This window comes from Hydrogenophaga sp. T2 (assembly GCF_049843535.1).
GTDB classification, from domain to species: domain Bacteria; phylum Pseudomonadota; class Gammaproteobacteria; order Burkholderiales; family Burkholderiaceae_C; genus Hydrogenophaga; species Hydrogenophaga crocea.
Genome location: NZ_JBBHZJ010000002.1, coordinates 351,342 through 368,878, shown reverse-complemented (window position 1 = coordinate 368,878; position 17,537 = coordinate 351,342). Strand labels below are relative to the sequence as shown.

Annotated in this window: 15 protein-coding genes; 8 read left to right on the top strand and 7 right to left on the bottom strand. The window is 72.3% G+C overall.

Annotated features, from left to right (window positions below; genetic code table 11):
* Positions 1-2 precede the first annotated feature (2 nt).
* From WDZ95_RS05340 to bla, 8 genes are read left to right on the top strand one after another with little or no spacing between them, the layout of a single operon-like run.
* Positions 3-953 (top strand): ABC transporter permease, encoded by a 951-nt coding sequence (locus tag WDZ95_RS05340; protein WP_425776738.1) that lies wholly within the window; start codon positions 3-5, stop codon positions 951-953.
* A gap of 12 nt (positions 954-965) precedes the next feature.
* Entirely contained in the window at positions 966-1,859 is an 894-nt protein-coding gene (locus WDZ95_RS05335) for an ABC transporter permease (protein ID WP_166230270.1), read from the top strand.
* A 10-nt stretch (positions 1,860-1,869) separates the two neighbouring features.
* Complete coding sequence (locus WDZ95_RS05330; protein WP_166230272.1) at positions 1,870-2,934, top strand: ABC transporter ATP-binding protein; 1,065 nt, start codon at positions 1,870-1,872, stop codon at positions 2,932-2,934.
* Positions 2,931-3,953, top strand: coding sequence for an ABC transporter ATP-binding protein (locus WDZ95_RS05325; RefSeq protein ID WP_425776735.1), 1,023 nt, complete (start codon positions 2,931-2,933; stop codon positions 3,951-3,953). The genes WDZ95_RS05330 and WDZ95_RS05325 overlap by 4 nt, the downstream gene beginning before the upstream one ends.
* Before the next feature lie 10 nt (positions 3,954-3,963).
* Positions 3,964-5,163 carry an amidase gene (locus tag WDZ95_RS05320; RefSeq protein ID WP_425776733.1) on the top strand — a complete coding sequence of 400 codons (1,200 nt, stop codon included), beginning with the start codon at positions 3,964-3,966 and terminating at the stop codon, positions 5,161-5,163.
* A 2-nt stretch (positions 5,164-5,165) separates the two neighbouring features.
* Entirely contained in the window at positions 5,166-5,909 is a 744-nt protein-coding gene (locus WDZ95_RS05315) for a GntR family transcriptional regulator (RefSeq protein WP_425776731.1), read from the top strand.
* Between the two features lie 4 nt (positions 5,910-5,913).
* On the top strand, positions 5,914-7,173 hold the full coding sequence (locus WDZ95_RS05310; protein ID WP_166230278.1) for a Zn-dependent hydrolase: 1,260 nt from the start codon (positions 5,914-5,916) through the stop codon (positions 7,171-7,173).
* A 41-nt stretch (positions 7,174-7,214) separates the two neighbouring features.
* Positions 7,215-8,075: a class A beta-lactamase gene (gene bla, locus WDZ95_RS05305; RefSeq protein ID WP_425776730.1), complete on the top strand. Its 861-nt coding sequence runs from the start codon at positions 7,215-7,217 to the stop codon at positions 8,073-8,075.
* 12 nt (positions 8,076-8,087) lie between these two features.
* On the opposite strand, the gene WDZ95_RS05300 is transcribed toward bla, so the two are convergent.
* The 7 genes from WDZ95_RS05300 to gspD all read right to left on the bottom strand — a co-directional run bounded on the left by WDZ95_RS05300 (position 8,088) and on the right by gspD (position 17,523).
* On the bottom strand, positions 8,088-8,915 hold the full coding sequence (locus WDZ95_RS05300) for a hypothetical protein (RefSeq protein ID WP_166230282.1): 828 nt from the start codon (positions 8,913-8,915) through the stop codon (positions 8,088-8,090).
* Positions 8,916-8,996: 81 nt separating this feature from the next.
* On the bottom strand, positions 8,997-10,769 hold the full coding sequence (locus WDZ95_RS05295; RefSeq protein WP_166230284.1) for an ABC transporter ATP-binding protein/permease: 1,773 nt from the start codon (positions 10,767-10,769) through the stop codon (positions 8,997-8,999).
* Positions 10,766-11,683 (bottom strand): D-hexose-6-phosphate mutarotase, encoded by a 918-nt coding sequence (locus WDZ95_RS05290; protein ID WP_166230286.1) that lies wholly within the window; start codon positions 11,681-11,683, stop codon positions 10,766-10,768. Before WDZ95_RS05290 ends, WDZ95_RS05295 begins: the two co-directional genes overlap by 4 nt.
* 11 nt (positions 11,684-11,694) lie before the next feature.
* Positions 11,695-12,591 carry a 5'-nucleotidase gene (locus tag WDZ95_RS05285; protein WP_166230288.1) on the bottom strand — a complete coding sequence of 299 codons (897 nt, stop codon included), beginning with the start codon at positions 12,589-12,591 and terminating at the stop codon, positions 11,695-11,697.
* A 4-nt stretch (positions 12,592-12,595) separates the two neighbouring features.
* Positions 12,596-13,825 (bottom strand): type II secretion system inner membrane protein GspF, encoded by a 1,230-nt coding sequence (gene gspF / locus WDZ95_RS05280; RefSeq protein ID WP_166230290.1) that lies wholly within the window; start codon positions 13,823-13,825, stop codon positions 12,596-12,598.
* A gap of 1 nt (position 13,826) precedes the next feature.
* Positions 13,827-15,269, bottom strand: coding sequence for a type II secretion system ATPase GspE (gene gspE, locus WDZ95_RS05275; RefSeq protein ID WP_166230292.1), 1,443 nt, complete (start codon positions 15,267-15,269; stop codon positions 13,827-13,829).
* Positions 15,270-15,279: 10 nt separating this feature from the next.
* Entirely contained in the window at positions 15,280-17,523 is a 2,244-nt protein-coding gene (gene gspD, locus WDZ95_RS05270; RefSeq protein WP_166230294.1) for a type II secretion system secretin GspD, read from the bottom strand.
* Positions 17,524-17,537: the final 14 nt, after the last annotated feature.

The window sequence follows — 17,537 nt, the reverse complement described above, 5'->3', positions numbered from 1 at the left end:
CCATGATCGCCTTCCTGCTGCGCCGGGTGGTCTACACCCTGCCCATCATGCTGGGGGTGGCGCTGGTGTGCTTCGCCCTGGTGCACCTGTCGCCGGGCGATCCGCTGGTGTCCATCCTGCCGCCCGACGCCTCGGCCGAGCTGCAGCAGCAGCTCATCCGGCTCTACGGCTTCGACCGCTCCTACCCCGAGCAATTCGCCTCGTGGGTGTGGCGCGCGCTGCAGGGCGATCTGGGCACGTCCATCGCCTCGGGCCGCGCGGTCACCGAAGAGGTGTTCCGCGCGGTCGGCAACACGCTGCGGCTGGCGGTGCTGGCCACGCTGATCGGCTTCGTCTTCGGCTGCCTGTTCGGCTTCGTCGCGGGCTACTTCCAGAACTCCTGGCTCGACAAGGCGGCCTCGCTGACCTCGGTGCTGGGCGTGAGCGTGCCGCACTACTGGCTGGGCATGCTCATGGTGATCGTGTTCTCGGCCACGCTCGCCTGGCTGCCGCCGGGCGGCGCGGGCCCGGGTGGCTCGAGCGACTGGGCCTGGGACTGGGCCCACGTGCAGCACATGATCCTGCCCGCCATCACCATGAGCGTGATCCCCATGGGCATCATCGCGCGCACCGTGCGCGCGCTGGTGGCCGAGATCCTGGCGCAGGAGTTCATCGTGGGCCTGCGCGCCAAGGGCCTGACCGACCTCGGCGTGTTCGGCCACGTGGTGAAGAACGCCGCGCCCACCGCGCTCGCCGTCATGGGCCTGCAGCTGGGCTACCTGCTGGGCGGCTCGATCCTGATCGAGACCGTGTTCTCGTGGCCGGGCACGGGCTTCCTGCTGAACTCGGCGATCTTCCAGCGCGACCTGCCGCTGTTGCAGGGAACCATCCTGGTGCTCGCCCTGTTCTTCGTGGTGCTCAACCTGGTGGTCGACGTGATCCAGACCCTGCTCGACCCGCGCATTTCCCGCTGACCGGAGCCCCGCATGAACGACATCGCCCTGTCCGCCGCGGCCCCAGCGGCCGCCGCCTTCGAACGGTCCCCCGGCTACTGGCAGACGGTGGGCCGGCGCTTCCTGCGCGACCCGGTGGCCCTGGCGGCCGCCGCGGTGGTGCTGCTGCTCCTGCTGCTGGCGGTCTTCGGGCCCTGGCTCGCGCCGGCCGACCCCTACCAGGCCAGCATGCTCAAGCGCCTGAAGCCCATCGGCTTCGAGGGCCACCCGCTGGGCACCGACGAGCTCGGCCGCGACATGCTCTCGCGCCTCATGGTGGGCGCACGGCTGTCGCTGTTCATGGGCATCACGCCGGTGGTCTGCGCCTTCGTGCTGGGCTCGGTCATCGGCATCACCGCGGGCTACGCGGGCGGCGCGCTCAACACGGTGCTCATGCGCACCATCGACGTGTTCTACGCCTTCCCCTCGGTGCTGCTGGCCATCGCGCTGTCGGGTGCGCTGGGCGCGGGCATCACCAACTCGCTGATCTCGCTCACCATCGTGTTCATCCCGCCGATCGCGCGCGTGGCCGAGAGCGTGACCACGCAGATCCGCGGCCGCGAGTTCGTGGACGCGGCGCGCGCCTCGGGCGCCAACGCCTTCACCATCGTGCGCGTGCACGTGCTGGGCAACGTGCTCGGGCCGGTGTTCGTCTACGCCACCAGCCTGATCGCGGTGAGCATGATCCTGGCGTCGGGCCTGAGCTTCCTGGGCCTGGGCGTGAAGCCGCCCGAGCCCGAGTGGGGCCTGATGCTCAACACCCTGCGCACCGCCATCTACCTGCAGCCCTGGCTGGCCGCCTTGCCGGGCGTGATGATCTTCATCACCTCGATCGCCTTCAACGGCCTGGCCGACGGCTTGCGCACGGCCATGGACATCAAGCAGTGAGGAGGTCCGCATGCCTTTGAGCACCCCCGACATCGGCGGTCCGGCCCAGCCGCTCCTGAGCGTGCGCGGCCTGGTCAAGCATTTCCCGCTCAAGAAAGATGCGCTGGGCCGCGGCGGCGGCGTGGTGCGCGCGGTCGACGGCATCGACTTCGACGTGCTCAAGGGCGAGACCCTGGGCGTGGTCGGCGAGTCGGGCTGCGGCAAATCGACCACCGCGCGGCTGCTGATGCAGCTCATCGCGCCCGACGCGGGCGAGATCGTGTTCGACGGCCAGACCGTGGGCGAGCGCGCGTTGCCGCTCAAGGCCTTCCGGCGCCAGGCGCAGATGGTGTTCCAGGACAGCTACGCCTCGCTCAACCCGCGCCTGACCATGGAGCAATCGATCGCCTTCGCGCCGCAGGTGCACGGCCTGGGCAAGCGCGAGGCCATCGAGCGCGCGCGCGACCTGCTCGCGCGCGTGGGCCTGGAGCCGCGCCGCTTCGCCGAGCGCTACCCGCACGAGCTCTCGGGCGGCCAGCGCCAGCGCGTGAACATCGCGCGCGCGCTGGCGCTGCAGTCGCGCCTGATCCTGCTCGACGAGGCGGTGTCGGCGCTCGACAAGTCGGTGGAGGCGCAGGTGCTCAACCTGCTGCTCGACCTCAAGGCCGAGTTCGGCCTGACCTACATCTTCATCAGCCACGACCTCAACGTGGTGCGCTTCATGAGCGACCGCGTGATGGTGATGTACCTGGGCCAGGTGGTGGAGATCGGCGACAGCGAGGCGCTGTTCGAGCACCCCGCGCACCCTTACACCCGCGCGCTGCTGTCCTCGGTGCCGTCCATGGACCCGGACCGCCGCACCGAGGCGCCGCCGCTGGCGGGCGACCCGCCCAACCCGATCAACCCGCCCTCGGGCTGCCGCTTCCACACCCGCTGCGCCCAGGCCGCGCCGGTGTGCTCGCAGCACATGCCCGAGCTGCTCGCCACGCCGCACGGCCAGCAGGCCGCGTGCTGGCTGCACGTGGCCGGCAGCGGCCACCCCCAGGCCCCGGCCGCGCCCGTGGCCACGCCCTTCGTTTCGCTGGAGGCCGCATGAACACCCCCGACGGCGACGACGCCCACGTCGAACTGAGCGACCTGCGCATCACCTTCACCGGCGGCAAAAAGCCGGTCGAGGCGGTGAGCGGGGTCGACCTGCGCTTGCGGCGCGGCGAGGTGGTGGCGCTGATCGGCGAATCGGGCTCGGGCAAGAGCGTGACGCTGCGCAGCCTGCTGCGCCTGCACCCGCCCGCGCGCACCCGCATCGAGGGCCGGATCCGCGTCGCGGGTCACGACGTGCTGGGCCTGGGCCCGCGCGCGCTCGCCGACTACCGCGGCAAGGTGGCCTCCATGATCTTCCAGGAGCCGCTGCTCGCGCTCGACCCGGTCTACACCGTGGGCCGGCAGATCACCGAAGCGATCCGCCGCCACGAGCCCGTGGGCGCGGCCGAGGCGCAGCGGCGCGCGCTGCAGCTGTTCGAGCGCGTGCGCATCCCCAGCCCCGAGCGCCGCCTGCAGGCCTACCCGCACGAGATGTCGGGCGGCATGCGCCAGCGCGCCATGATCGCGCTGGCCCTGGCCTGCCAGCCGCAGCTGCTGCTGGCCGACGAGCCCACCACCGCGCTCGACGCCACGGTGCAGATCCAGATCCTGCTGCTGCTGCGCGAGCTGCAGCGCGAGCTCGGCCTGTCGGTGGTCTTCGTGACGCACGACATCGGCGCCGCGGTGGAGGTGGCCGACCGCATCGCCGTGATGTACGCGGGCCGCATCGTCGAAGAGGGCCCGGCCGCCACGCTGCTGCGCGCGCCGCGCCACCCCTACACCCAGGCGCTGCTGCGCAGCCGCGCGCACGGTGCGCTCGAGAAAGGCGCGCGGCTGCAGACCATCGCCGGCTCGCCGCCCGACCTCACCGCGCTGCCCGCGGGCTGCGCCTTCGCCGAGCGCTGCCCGCAGGCGCAGGCGCGCTGCTTCGACGCGCGCCCCGACAGCACCTGGATCGACGCCGGCCACCGCGCGCGCTGCTGGCTCGTGAGCGAGGCCAGCCACCCCACCGCCGCCACCGTCGCCACCGCCTGAGCACCGCCCCATGCCCCACACCGACGTCCACCACGACCCCGCCCACGCCTTCATGCCCTACCCCGCGGCGCCGGTGCCGCACGCGCCCACCGGCCCGCTCGCGGGCCTGGGCTTCGGGGTGAAAGACCTGTTCCACGTGGCCGGCTACCCCACCAGCGGCGGCCAGCCGCTGCTGCTGGCGCTGCTGGGCGTGCAGACCACCACCGCGCCCACGGTGCAGCGCCTGCTCGACGCGGGCGCGCGCTTCGTGGGCAAGACCGTCACCGACGAGCTCGCCTTTTCCATGAACGGGCGCAACGCGCACTTCGGCGCGCCCGTCAACGGCGCCGCGCCCGAGCGCATCGCGGGCGGCTCCTCCTCGGGCTCGGCCGCGGCGGTGTCGCACGGCCTGTGCGACTTCGCGCTCGGCACCGACACCGGCGGCTCGGTGCGCGCGCCCGCCAGCCACTGCGGCCTGGTCGGCCTGCGCCCCACCCACGGCCGCGTGAGCCTGCACGGCGCGCTCGACCTCGCGCCCAGCTTCGACACCTGCGGCTGGTTCGCGCGCGACGTGCCGACCTTCGCGCGCGTGGCCGACGTGCTGCTCGGCGACGACCCCGCGCCGCTGCCCGAGGCCGTGCGCCTGCTCGCGCCCAGCGACCTCTGGCCCCTGGCCACGCCGGCCGCGGCCAAGGCGCTCGCGCCCGCGCGCCGCGCCATCGAAGCGGTGCTGGGCAAGGCCCGGCCCGTGAAGACCGTGCTCGACGGCATCGACGACATGTACTGGCACTTCCGCCACCTGCAGGGTGCCGAGGCCTGGCAGGTCGACGGCGGCTTCATCCGCCGCTTCGCGCCGCCGCTGGGCCCGGGCGTGGCCGAGCGCTTCGCGTGGAGCGCACAGGTCACCGACGCGCAGGCGGCGAGCGCGCGCGCCTTCCGCGAGCGCTTCCGCGCCCACCTGGCGGCGCTGCTCGGGCGCGACGGCGTGCTGCTGCTGCCCACCATGCCCGACATCGCGCCGCGCGTGGACGAGCCCGAGTCCGCGCTCGAGGACTACCGCAACCGCGCCATCCGCCTGCTCTGCGTGGCCGGCCTGTCGGGCTTCGCGCAGCTCACGCTGCCGCTGGCGCGCCGCGCCGATGCGCCGCTGGGCATTTCCCTGCTGGGCCCTGCGGGCAGCGACCGCTCGCTGGTGCGCCTGGCCGAACGTGTGGTTTCATCGCTGGCGTGAACGTGAACGCCCGACTGCCGCCTGCCGCCACCGCCGCCCTGGCCCCCGAGGCCGAGGCGGGTGCGCCCACCGCCACCGACCGGGTCTACCAGGCCGTGTACCGCGCGGTGATGGAGCACCGCCTGGAGCCCGGCCAGCGCCTGCGCGAAGAGGCCATGGCGGCCGAGTTCGGCGTCTCGCGCACGGTGGTGCGGCAGGCGCTGCAGCGGCTGGCGCAGGACCAGGTGATCGAACTGCTGCACAACCGCGGCGCGCGCGTGCCGCAGCCGGACGAGGCCGACGCGCGCCACGTGTTCGAGGCGCGGCGCATGGTGGAGTGCGAGGTGGCGCGCCGCCTGGGCGGGCGCCTCACGCCCGCGCAGGTGGCCGAGCTCGAAGCCCTGGCGCGCGACGAGCTCGAGGCCGACCAGCGCGGCGACCGGCCCGAGGCGATCCGGCTCTCGGGCGAATTCCACAACGCGCTCGCGCGCATGCACGGCAACCCCGTGTACCTGCGCCTGCTCACCGGGCTCATGCCCACCACCTCGCTGCTCATGGCGCACTTCAAGCGCCACGGCGGCCAGGTCTGCGTGGCGCACCGCCACGTCGATCTCATCGGCGCGCTCCGGCAGGGCGCCGCACCGGCCGCGGCCGAGATGCGCCGGCACCTGGTGGAGCTCGAACGCTCGCTCACCGGGCCGGCGCGCCGGCGCCGCGCCCCCTTCGACGGCTACAGCGAGCCGTCCACCGAACCCGACAAGCCCTGACCCCATGACCGCCACCGCCCTCGACATCGACACCCTGCGCACCAACGGCCAACGCCTCTGGCAATCGCTCATGGACCTCGCTGCCATCGGCGCCACGCCCAAAGGCGGCGTGTGCCGGCTGGCGCTCAGCGAGCTCGATCGCCAGGGCCGCGACCGCGTGGTGCAGTGGGCGCGCGAGGCCGGCCTCACGGTCACGGTGGACCGCATCGGCAACGTCTTCATGCGCCGCGCGGGCCGCAACAACGCGCTGCCGCCCGTGATGACGGGCAGCCACATCGACACCCAGCCCACGGGCGGCAAGTTCGACGGCAACTACGGCGTGCTCGCGGGCCTGGAGGTGGTGCGCACGCTCAACGACCACGGCATCCAGACCGAGGCGCCGATCGAGGTCGCGTTCTGGACCAACGAGGAGGGCTCGCGCTTCGTGCCCGTGATGATGGGCTCGGGCGTGTTCGCGGGCGCCTTCAGCCTGGAACACGCCTACGCCGCGAAGGACGCCGAGGGCATCAGCGTGCGCGAGGCGCTCGAGGCCATCGGCTACCTTGGCGACGAAGCGCCCGGGGCGCATCCGATCGGCTCGTACTTCGAGGTGCACATCGAGCAGGGCCCGGTGCTCGAAGACGCGGGCGTGACCATCGGCGTGGTCGAGGGCGTGCTGGGCATCCGCTGGTTCGACTGCACCGTGACCGGCATGGAGGCCCACGCCGGCCCCACGCCCATGGGCCTGCGCCGCGACGCGTTGCAGGTGGCCACGCAACTCATGCAGGAAGTGGTGGCCAGCGCGCTGCGCCACGGCCCGCATGGCCGCGGCACCGTGGGCATGGTGCGTGTGCACCCGAACAGCCGCAACGTGATCCCGGGCCAGGTGCAGTTCTCGATCGACCTGCGCAACGCCAGCGACGCCCTGGTCGACCAGCAGGTGGCCGAGGTGTTCGCGCTGGCCGAGCGGCTGCAGGCGCAGACCGGCCTGTCGATCCGCATCGAGCCCGTTTCCAGCTACGCCGCGCAGCCCTTCGACGCCGGCTGCATCGACGCGGTGCGCCGCGCCGCGCAGGCCCTGGGCCATTCGCACATGCCCGCGATCTCGGGCGCGGGTCACGACGCGATCTACGCCGCGCGGCTGGCGCCGGCGGGCATGGTGTTCATCCCGTGCAAGGACGGCATCAGCCACAACGAGATCGAGGACGCCGACCCGGCGCACGTGACCGCGGGCGCCGACGTGCTGCTGCGCGTCATGCTGGAGCGCGCGGGCCTGGCACGCTGAGACGCGGCGGCGCTAGCATGGCGGGCTGTCAGGAACAGCCCATGCCGCACCGCCGCCACGCCATCGCCGCCACCGCCTTCGCCCTGTTTCCCCTCTCCGGTGCGCTCGCGCAGACCGACGTGCTCGCCGCCGCGCTGCGCGCGATCGAGTCGCGCGCCCAGGGCCGACTCGGCGTGCACGTGATCGACAGCGGCTCGGGCCGCGAATGGGGCCACCGCAGCGACGAGCGATTCATGATGCTGAGCTCGTTCAAGACCCTGGCCGCGGCGCTGGTGCTCGCGCGCGCCGACCAGGGCCTGGCCCCGCTCGCGCAGCGCGTGCGCTACGGCCGCGCCGAGCTCGTGAGCTGGTCGCCCGTGACCGAGCGCCATGTGGGCGGCGAGGGCCTGACGCTGGCCGAGCTGTGCGAGGCCACCATCACCACCAGCGACAACACCGCGGCCAACCTGATCCTCGCGAACGTGGGCGGGCCGGCCGCGCTCACCGCCTTCCTGCGCCGCATCGGCGACCCGGTGACGCGGCTGGACCGCACCGAGCCCGAGCTCAACCGGCCGGTGCCCGGGCAGGACCTGGACAGCACCACGCCGCGCGCCATGGCGCGCACGCTGCGCACGCTCTTGCTGGGCGATGTGCTGTCGACCGAGGCCAGCCTGCAGCTCGCGGCCTGGCTGCGCGCCAACACCACGGGCGGCAAGCGCCTGCGCGCGGGCCTGCCACCCGACTGGGGCGTGGGTGAGAAGACCGGCACCGCCGGCCGCAGCGCGAACGACGCGGGCATCGTGTGGCCGCCGCGCGGCCGCGCGCCGCTGCTGGTGAGCGCCTACCTGGCCGACAGCGAGGCGCCCGCCGAACAGCGCGAGCAGGCGCTGGCCGAGGTGGCGCGGCTCATCGCGCGCGCCTGAGCGCCGCGGCGCTCAGCCCGGCCACGCGAACTGCAGGGCGATGCCCAGCGCCAGCAGCCACAGGGCCTCGCGCACGTCGGCCAGGGCGGGCGCGGCGTTGGCGATCCACTGCGCGAAGGCGCCGTCCACGGTGTGCAGGGGCGCCTTCATGCGCCAGTCTGCGGGCAGGGCGTCGAACCAGTCGGCGTAGTTGTCGAGCGTGGCGTTCGCGAGCCGGTGGTCGGGTGCGAGTGCGCGCAGTTCGTCGAGCAGCGCCTGCGCCTCGGTCCGGTTGATGAACTGGTAGTGCCCTGCGGGCGCGCGGTCGTTGTGCTGGCCCAGCGCCGCCACGATGCCCACGAAGATCACCACCGCGAACACCATGCCGCCGCCCAGGGTGAGGCAGTTCAGGAGCCGCTCGGAACGCCGTTGCGCGATCGCGTCGTCGGCGGGCGCGGCGTGGGCCCGGGCCCAGCGGAACACCTCGCGTTGGTCGGCTGCGTCGAGGCGGGGGTCGGCGCAGATGGCGGTGGCATCGGGCGCCCACTGGCCGTCCAGCTCCTGCTTCACGTGGCGGCTGGCGTCGAAGCGCAGCGGGCACAGCAGCGGGGGCGTGCTGATGTAGCGATGCGCTTCGTTGGCGAGTTGGGCAATGTCCGAATCCGCCACCGCGGGGCCGCTGAAGATCGCGGGACTGATGGACAGGCCCGTGGCGTCCAGCACCGTGTGGCAGACGGGATCGAAGCGCCAGCGCGTGAGCAGGTCGGGTTTGGCGCTGGGCAGGGTGGTGCCGTGTGCCCCGCCCGGGCCCGTGGGCTGGCGCGAGGGAGAGGGCGATCGTGAGTGAGACAGGCGTTGCATGCGGAGGAAACCCGCCGGGCGGGTCGGGGTGATGGAGTACCCCGGCTCAGTAACCCGCACCCGGGCGGCGTTCCGCCCGCGTCAGGGCACCACGACCCGGTATCTCGGCCCGCTCGGGTCACCGGGCACCCACTGCCATTGCTGCGCGTGCCAGGCCGCCACCCCGGGCCGGTGCGCGATGGACACCAGCGCGCCGTTCTGTGCTGCCACCAGCGCGCGCAGGCGCTCGTAGAGCGTGGCCTCGGCGGCTTCGTCGAGTGCGCTGGTGGCCTCGTCCACGAACAGCCAGCGCGGCCGCTTGAGCAGCGCGCGCGCGATCGCCAGGCGCTGTTGCTCGCCGCCCGAGAGCTTCTGGCCCCAGGCGTCGTGCTCGTCGAGGCGGTCGGCCAGCGCGGGCAGCAGGGCCTGCTCGAGCGCGCCGCGCAGCTGTTCGTCGCTGTAGCGTTCGGCCGGCTCGGGGTAGGCCAGGGCGTCGCGCAGCGGGCCGTTGGGGAAGTAGGGCCGCTGCGGCAGGAACATGGCGCGGGCCTCGAAGTCGTCGGGCAGGCGCAAGCGGCGCCGCGCCCAGGGCCAGATGCCCGCAAGGCCGCGCAGCAGCGTGGACTTGCCGCTGCCCGAGGGGCCCTTGAGCAGCAGCGTGTCGCCCGCGGCGATGCGCATGCCCTGCACACCGAGCAGCGCCACGCCCCCGGGCAGCGCCAGGTCCATCGCGTCGATGGCGATCGCGTCGGCGCCGTGGCGGATGTTCGCCGTGGCGTCGTCATCGGCCTGCAGCGCGGCGAAGCTGTCTTCGAAGCTGGTGATGCGGTCGGTGGTGGCGCGCCAGGTGGCCAGGGTGCTGTAGTTGTCCACGAACCACGAGAGCGAGTCCTGCACGCGGCCGAAGGCCGAGGCGATCTGCATGAGTTCGCCGAGCTGGATGGCGCCGCTGAAGAAGCGCGGCGCGGCGACGATGAAGGGGAACACCACCGCGGCCTGGCCGAAGCCCGAGGTGAACCAGGTGAGGCGCTTTTGCGCGTTGAGCAGCCGGAGGTAGTTGGCCAGCACCTCGCCGAAGCGCAGGCCGAGCTGGCGGCGCTCGACGGCCTCGCCCCGGTCGAGCGCGATGGATTCACTGTATTCGCGCACCCGCACCAGGTGGTGGCGGAAGTCGGCCTCGTAGCGCTGCTGCTTGAAGTTGAGCGGGATCTGCGCCCGGCCCAGGTAGTGGGTGATGACGCTGCCCACGACGCAGTAGAGCACCGCCATCCAGACCATGAAGCCCGGGATGTCCCAGGCGCGGCCCTGGAAGCTGAAACCGAAGCTGCCCGAGAGCGACCACAGGATGCCGATGAAGCTCATCAGCGTGACCACGGCGTTGAGCAGGCCCATGGACAGGCTCACCGTGTAGCTGGTGAACAGGTTCATGTCTTCGGCGATGCGCTGGTCCGGGTTGTCGGGCGGCGCGTCGGTGCCGCGCGCGTAGCGCGCGAGCTCCATGCGGTAGAAGCGGTGGTCCTGCAGCCAGCGGTCGAGGTAGTGGCGCGTCATCCACGAGCGCCAGCGCATCTCGAGCAGCTGCGTGAGGTAGAAGCGGTAGACGGCGATGATGATGAAGGCGAAGGCCAGGTAGGTGAAGCGGCCGAGCTCGCGCCAGAACACCGCGGCGTCCTTGTTCTGCAGGGCGTCGTAGAACACGCGGTTCCAGTCGTTGAGCAGCACCAGCATGTACACCGCGCCGAGATTGAGCGCGACGATGGCCGCGAGCAGGCCGCGCGCTTTCCACTTCTCGTCGGAATGGAAATAGGGCCGGGACAGGCGCCAGGCCTTGCCCGCGAAGGCGCTGAAGGCCTGCAGTTTCTCGCGAACGCTCATGGGGGACTCCGGTGGCTGGGTTCGGTTGTGCGCGCGATGGCGAGCGCGAGCCGGTGTTCGGCGCCGGGTGCGAGCGTGACCACGTCGTCGCCCGCGTTGGCGGTTTCCACGCACACGAAACGGCTGTGTTCGCCCGGCCCGAGGTCGGCCATGCCGGCGGCGAGCTCGGCGCCCGGGTTCCACACCACGGCGCTGCGGCTGCCCTCGCTGTCGAGCGTGAGCCGGCCGCCGCCCGCGGCGCCTTCGAGCTGCAGCCGCGTGGGCGCGTTCGGGTAGATGCGGTCGAGCCGGCCCGCGAAGGTCAGCGGGCCGGGCGCGGGCGCGCCCTGCGGGTTCGCGCCCGGCACCTGGTCGATGAAGCCCAGGCCGTCGAGGCCGTGCACGCGCGCACCCTCGATGCGATCGAGCGCGAAGTAGCTGTGCAGCGCCTGGGTGAGCGTGAGGTGGGTGTCGCCGAGGTTGCGTGTGGTGAGCGCCAGCGCGAGCGTGTCGCCGACGCGGATTTCGAGCCGCAGGCGGAATCGGTGCGGCCAGAGCGCGCGCGTGGCCGCGTCGTCGGTGAGCTCGAGTTCGAGCAGGGTGCAGCCGTCGCCCTCGTCGAGCGCGTGGCGCAGCACCCAGGGCGACTGGCGCGCAAAGCCGTGCGCCGGCCGGCCCAGGCCCTGCGGGTCGGGGCCGAACCAGGGCCAGCACACCGGCACGCCGCCGCGCACGGGCCGGCCGGGCGCGAACACCGCGTTGGGGCTCAGGTACAGCCAGTCGGGTTCGCCGTGCGGCTGGAACGACAGCAGCTGCGCGCCCTGCAGCGCGACCACGGCCCGCGCGTGGCGGTTGTGGATGTGCAGCTCGGTGAGCCTGCCGCGGCCGGCCGCCACCCGGGTCGACGAGGGCAGCGGGGCGGGCGCGTGGGGCATGGCGGTCGGCGTCAGGTGTTGGAGATGCCCGAGGCCACGTGGCCCGCGGGCACATGGCGCGCCGCGGATTCGATGTGGCCGGTCTGGTCGTCGAAGAAGAAGTCGGGCTCGAACTCGCGCAGGAACTCGCCCTTGGGCAGGCCACCGAGGAACATGGCCTCGTCGACCTCGATGTTCCAGTTCATGAGCGTGCGGATCGCGCGTTCGTGCGCAGGCGCGCTGCGCGCCGTGACCAGCGCGGTGCGCACGCGCATCAGCGGCGTGCCTTCGCTCTGCAGGCGGTGCAGGGCTTCGAGCAGGGGCTTGAACGGCCCGCCTTCGAGCGGCGTGGCGGCCTTGCTCGCCTCGTGGGTCTGGAAGGCCGACAGGCCCTGCGCCTGGTAGACACGCTCGGCCTCGTCGGAGAACAGCACGGCGTCGCCGTCGAAGGCGATGCGCACCTCGGTCGGGTGGGCGTCGCTGGCGCGCACCGAGGTGGGGTAAACCTGGGCCGCGGGCACGCCGGCGTCGAGCGCGGCGCGCACGTCGGCCAGGTGGGCCGAGAGGAAGAGGTTGGCGCGCAGCGGGCGCAGGTAGCGCCAGGGCGGCTGGCCGCGCGTGAAGCTGCCGCGCTGGATCGGCAGGCCGTAGTGCTGGGCCGAGCGGAACACGCGCATGCCCGAGACCGGGTCGTTGCGCGAGAGGATCACCACCTCCACGCGCTGGGCCTGGGCGTCGTTGAAGGCGAGCAGCTTGTGCACCAGCGAGAAGGCCACGCCGGGCGCGGCGGGCTGGTCGAGGCGCTCAAGCTGCAGGCGCATGTAGGCCTTGTCGTCGCCGCCTTCGAAAACCCGGTTCTCCTCTTCGAAGTCGAACAGGGCGCGCGAAGAGATGGCGACGACGAGCTTGCCGTCGAGCGTGACTGCCATGGGATCAGGTGACCAGGGTGTTCAGTTGGATGATGGGCAGCAGCACCGCGAGCACGATCAGCATGACCACCAGGCCCATGCCCACGATGAGCAGCGGCTCGAGCACCGTGGCCAGCGACATGGCGCGGCGCTGCACCTCGGCGGCGAGCTGGTCGGCCGCGCGCTGCAGCATGGGCGGCAGCTGGCCGGTCTGCTCGCCCAGGCGCGCGAACATGCTCAGCAGCGGGGGAAAGCGCTTCTTGGCCGCGAGCGCCGAGGCCAGCGGCGCGCCCTCGCGCACGCGCACCAGGGCGTCGAGCGCGTCTTCGCGCAGCGCGCGGTTGTTGAGCGTTTCGGCCGCGGTCTGCAGCGCGCGCAGGATGGGCACGCCCGCGCCCGCGAGCATGGCCAGCGTGCCCGCGAAGCGCGCCGCGTTGAAGCCGCGCGCCAGCCGCCCGATCACGGGCAGTTGCAGCACCGCGGTGTCCATGCGCAGGCGCACGCTGTCGCGCTTGCGCGCGAACCACAGGCCGGTGAAGCCGGCCACCGCCAGCAGCAGCACCAGCCAGCCCCAGTGGCGCACGAAGCCACTCAGGCCCAGCATGACCACGGTGAGGAAGGGCAGGGCGCGCTTGCTGCCCTCGAACACCCCGGCCACCTGCGGCACCACGTAGCTCACAAGGAAGACCACGATGGCGATCGCCACCAGCGTGACGATGGCCGGGTAGAGCGCCGCGGCGAGCAGCTTGTTGCGCAGCGCCTCGCGCGCCTCGAGGTCGTCGGCCAGGCGTTCGAGCACGGTGCCGAGCTGGCCGCTCTGTTCACCCGCGGCGACCACGGCGCAGTAGCTGGCCGGGAATTCGCGCGGGAACTGCGACAGCGCACGCGCGAACGCCGAGCCCGCATTGACCTCGCCGCGCAGCGTGGCCACGAGGTTGCGCACCTTGTCGTTCTCGGCCTCGTCGGTGAGCGCGGTGAGCGCGCGTTCGAGCGGCATGCCCGCGGCCACCAGACCCGAGAGCTGGCGCGTCCAAACGCCCAGCGCGGTGGCGTTGAACACCCGGCCGCCCCAGAGCGTGATGTTGAGGCCTTTGCCGCCGCCGTCGTTGATGGCCGAGCTCGCGGGTTCGACCGCCAGCGGCACGAGCGAGCGCGCGCGCAGCTGGCTGCGCGCGGCGCGCGCGGTGTCGGCGTCGATCAGGCCCTTGTGCGTCTGGCCGTCGGCGTCGAGGGCTTCGAAGGTGTAGGCGGGCACTTTATTCCCGTGTCACAGACATCACCTCTTCGACCGAGGTGATGCCCGCCTCGATCAGCCGCTGGCCGTCTTCGCGCATGGTCTTCATGCCGGCCTTCTCGGCCTGCACGAAGAGCTTGCTCTCGGCCGCGCGGTTGTGCACCAGGGTGCGGATGGCGTCGTCGGCCACCATGAGTTCGTAGATGCCGGTGCGGCCCTTGTAGCCGCTGTGGTTGCATTGCGCGCAACCCACGGGGTGCCAGCGGCCGTGCGCGTCCTGCTTGCGGCAGTGCACGCAGAGCTTTCGCACCAGGCGCTGCGCGAGCACGCCCAGCAGCGAACTGCTGAGCAGGAAGGGCTCCACGCCCATGTCGGTGAGGCGGGTGACGGCGCTGGCCGCGTCGTTGGTGTGCAGCGTGGCCAGCACCAGGTGGCCGGTGAGCGAGGCCTGGATCGCGATCTGCGCGGTCTCGTGGTCGCGGATCTCGCCGATCATGATGACGTCCGGGTCCTGGCGCAGGATGGCGCGCAGGGCCTTGGCGAAGGTGAGCTCGATGCGCGGGTTGACCTGGGTCTGGCCGATGCCGGGCAGCTCGTATTCGATCGGGTCTTCGACCGTCATGATGTTCTGCGTGCCGGCGTCGAGCCGCTGCAGCGCGGCGTAGAGCGTGGTGGTCTTGCCCGAGCCCGTGGGGCCGGTGACGAGGATGATGCCGTGCGGCTGCGTGACCAGGCGCTCGAAGCGTGCGAGCACGTCGCCCTGCATGCCCACCGATTCGAGGTTGAGCTTGCTCTCGCTCTTGTCGAGCAGGCGCAGCACCGCGCGCTCGCCGTGCGCGCTGGGCAGGGTGGACACGCGCACGTCGACCGCGCGCGTGCCGATGCGCAGGCTGATGCGGCCGTCCTGCGGCAGGCGTTTCTCGGAGATGTCGAGCTCGGCCATGATCTTCAGGCGCGAGATCAGCGCCGCGTGCAGCGCGCGGTTGGGTTGCACCACCTCGCGCAGCGTGCCGTCGACGCGAAAGCGCACGCTGGAGTGGCGCTCGAAGGGCTCGATGTGGATGTCGCTCGCGCCGTCGCGCGCGGCCTGCGTGAGCAGGGCGTTGAGCATGCGGATGATGGGGGCGTCGTCGGCGGTCTCGAGCAGGTCCTCGATCGCGGGCAGCTCCTGCATCATGCGGCTCAGGTCGGCGTCGCCCTGCACTTCGCTGACCACCGCCGCGGCGCTCGACTCGCCCTGCGAGTAGGCGGCGCTGATGCGCTGGCGCAGGCCCTCGGCGTCTTCCCAGCGCATGTCGACCACCGGATGCTGGCGCAGGATCTCCGACAGCGCCGACAGGCGCCGCGTCTGCGACTCGGCGTCGCTGGCGGCGCTGCGGCTGCCGATCAGGGTGAGCGTGCCCGCGTCTTCCTCGAGCAGCCACTGGTGCTCGCGGGCGAAGGCGTAGGGCAGCGGGTACTTCACGGCGCGGGCCTCAGGGGCGCGGACTGGCCGGGGCCGGCGCGGGGGCTGCGGGCGCCGGGGTGGGCGTGGGCTGCACCGGAACGGGCACCGGCGTGGACGTGACGCCACCGGGCGCGCCTTCGGTGGTGCCGAGCTGTGGCCGCGGCGCGTTCTGGCGCTGGTAGGGCATGGGCTGCTCGCCCAGCACCGGGCTCTGGTTGATCTGCAGCACGCTGCTCGGCGCGGGCTGGATGTCGCGCTGCACCGCGCGCATCTGCTCGTAGCGGTCGAGCGCGAGGTTGGCGGTGTCGCGCTCGTCGCGCAGCACCACGGGGCGCAGGAACACCATGAGGTTGGTCTTGCGGCGGCTGCGGCTTTCGTTGCGGAACAGGCCGCCCAGCACGGGCACGTCGCCCAGGCCGGGCACCTTCTGCTGGTTGTTGGCGAACTCGTCCTGCAGAAGGCCGCCGAGCACCACGATGGCGCCGTCGTTCACGAGCACGTTGGTCTCGATGCTGCGCTTGTTGGTGATCAGGCCGGTGCTCGAGCCCACCGACGAGGGCAGGATGCTGCTGACCTCCTGGTAGATGGTCATCTTGATGGTGCCGTTCTCGCTGATCTGCGGCTTCACGCGCAGCGTCAGGCCCACGTCCTTGCGCTCGATGGTCTGGAACGGGTTGACCGAGCCGTTGTTGCCGCCGCCAGTGTTGGTGAACTGGCCGGTCACGAAGGGCACGTTCTGGCCGATGACGATCTTGGCCTCTTCGTTGTCGAGCGTGAGCAGGTTCGGGGTGGACAGCACGTTGCCGGCGCCGTTCTCCTGCAGGAAGCGCGCGAGGAAGCCCAGCACGTAGACGCCGCCGGTGCGGCGGGCCAGGCCGATGTTGAGGCCGGCCGCGGGCGTCGTCTCGCCCTGCGCGAGGTTGATGATGTTGCGGCCGCCCTCACCGAAGTTGGTGCCGAGCAGGCCGATCACGCGGTCGCCCGAATTGCCCGAGGCGCCCTGCCACTGGATGCCGAACTCGGCGGCCTTGTCGTCGTTGATCTCGGCGATCAGGCTTTCCACGTAGACCTGGGCGCGGCGCGAGTCGAGCTGGTCGATCACCGCGCGCAGCTGGCGGTAGACCGGCTCGGCCGCGGTGATGATGAGCGAGTTGGTCGCCGGGTCGGCCTGGATCTGGCCGCCGGTGGAGGGCTGGGCGCTGGGCGTGACCGGCGTGGTCGAGGCCGTCATGCCCGAGGCATTGGCCGTGAGGTTGATGGTGGACGGCGCGGCGCGGACGGCCGAGGCGGAGCCGATGGCGCCGGCTGCACCGCCGCCGCCACCGCCCGATTCGGCCGCGGCCAGCGCGGCGCGCAGCGTGGTGGCCATGGAGACCGCGTCGGCGTTCTTCAGGTAGACCACGTGGATGTTGCCGCTGAGCGCGGTGGCCGAGGGCTGGTCGAGCCGCACCACGAGCGATTTCACGAGCGCCAGCCGCGCCGGATTGGCCGCACGCAGCACCAGGCTGTTGCTGCGTGCGTCGGCCATGATGGTGGTGCGGTAGCTCGCGTCGGCCGCGCCCGCAGCGCCGCCGGCGCCCGCGGTCGCGGGGTCGATCAGGCGCTGGATCATGGGCACCAGGTCGGCCGCCACCGCGTGCTGCAGCGGCACGATCTCGATGTCGCTCGCGCCCGGCACGTCGAGCGCCGAGATGATGCGCGCCACGCGCTGCAGGTTCTCGGCGTAGTCGGTGATGACCAGCGAGTTGTTGCCCGGGTTGACGTTGATGGTGTTGTTGGGCGGGATCAGCGGGCGCAGCACCGGCACCAGGTTGTTCGCGTTCTCGTGGTTGAGCCGGAAGATCTGCGTGACGACCTGGTTCGACGAGGGCAGGGCCGAGGGTGCGCCCGCGTTGACCACGTTGCCCTGCAGCTTGGCGTCGGCCTCGGGCACGATCTTGTAGAGGCCGCCGGTGTCGACCAGCGCGAAGCCCTGCAGGCGCAGCGCGGCCGCGAACTGGTTGAGCGCCGCGTTGGGCGGCACCGGGCGGTCGGTGGACAGGTTGATGGTGCCGCGCACGCGCGGGTCGACCACCACGCTGCGGCCGGTGATGGTGGCCATGGTGCGGGCCACGGCCTCGATCTCGGCGCCCACGAAATTGAGCGTGACGGGTTCGCTGTTGCGGGCGGCGGGCTGGGCCTGGGCCGAGGGCGTGCCCAGCAGACTCAGCGCCATGGCGCAGGCCAGCGCGAGGGCGCTGCTGCGGCTGGCGAGGGGGGTGAGGGCGGACATGGCGCAATCCTATA